Source organism: Apilactobacillus ozensis DSM 23829 = JCM 17196 (genome assembly GCF_001435995.1).
Taxonomy (GTDB): domain Bacteria; phylum Bacillota; class Bacilli; order Lactobacillales; family Lactobacillaceae; genus Apilactobacillus; species Apilactobacillus ozensis.
This window is the reverse complement of the sequence record NZ_AYYQ01000018.1, coordinates 147-633: the sequence shown is the minus strand read 5'-3', so window position 1 is coordinate 633 and position 487 is coordinate 147. Positions and strand designations below refer to the sequence as shown.

General features: G+C 51.3%; 5 tRNA genes. All 5 read right to left on the bottom strand.

Going from position 1 to position 487, the window contains the following annotated elements:
• Positions 1–60: 60 nt before the first annotated feature.
• A tRNA-Leu gene (locus FD06_RS02605) sits at positions 61–146 on the bottom strand.
• 16 nt (positions 147–162) lie between these two features.
• Positions 163–234, bottom strand: a tRNA-Gly gene (locus FD06_RS02600).
• Between the two features lie 4 nt (positions 235–238).
• Positions 239–311, bottom strand: a tRNA-Thr gene (locus FD06_RS02595).
• 21 nt (positions 312–332) lie between these two features.
• A tRNA-Lys gene (locus FD06_RS02590) sits at positions 333–405 on the bottom strand.
• 5 nt (positions 406–410) lie between these two features.
• A tRNA-Val gene (locus FD06_RS02585) sits at positions 411–483 on the bottom strand.
• Positions 484–487 lie beyond the last annotated feature (4 nt).

Here is a 487-nt window from a genome sequence, read left to right as displayed (position 1 = left end):
ACCTACAACCTTCTGATTCGTAGTCAGACACTCTATCCAGTTGCGCTATGGGTGCAAAAGTGCCGAGGACCGGGATCGAACCGGTACGGTCATCACTGACCGCAGGATTTTAAGTCCTGTGCGTCTGCCAATTCCGCCACCCCGGCATAATAAAATTGGCAAAGCGGAAGACGGGATTCGAACCCGCGACCCCCACCATGGCAAGGTGATGTTCTACCACTGAACTACTTCCGCATAATGCCGACTAGAGGATTCGAACCTCCGACCTCCTGTTTACAAGACAGATGCTCTGCCAGCTGAGCTAAGTCGGCATGAAAAATATTTAGTTTTTATGAGCCGTGGCAGGTTCGAACTGCCGACCCTCTGATTAAAAGTCAGATGCTCTACCGGCTGAGCTAACGGCTCATAAATGGAGGATACAGGGCTCGAACCTGTGACCTCCTGCTTGTAAGGCAGATGCTCTCCCAACTGAGCTAATCCTCCATGA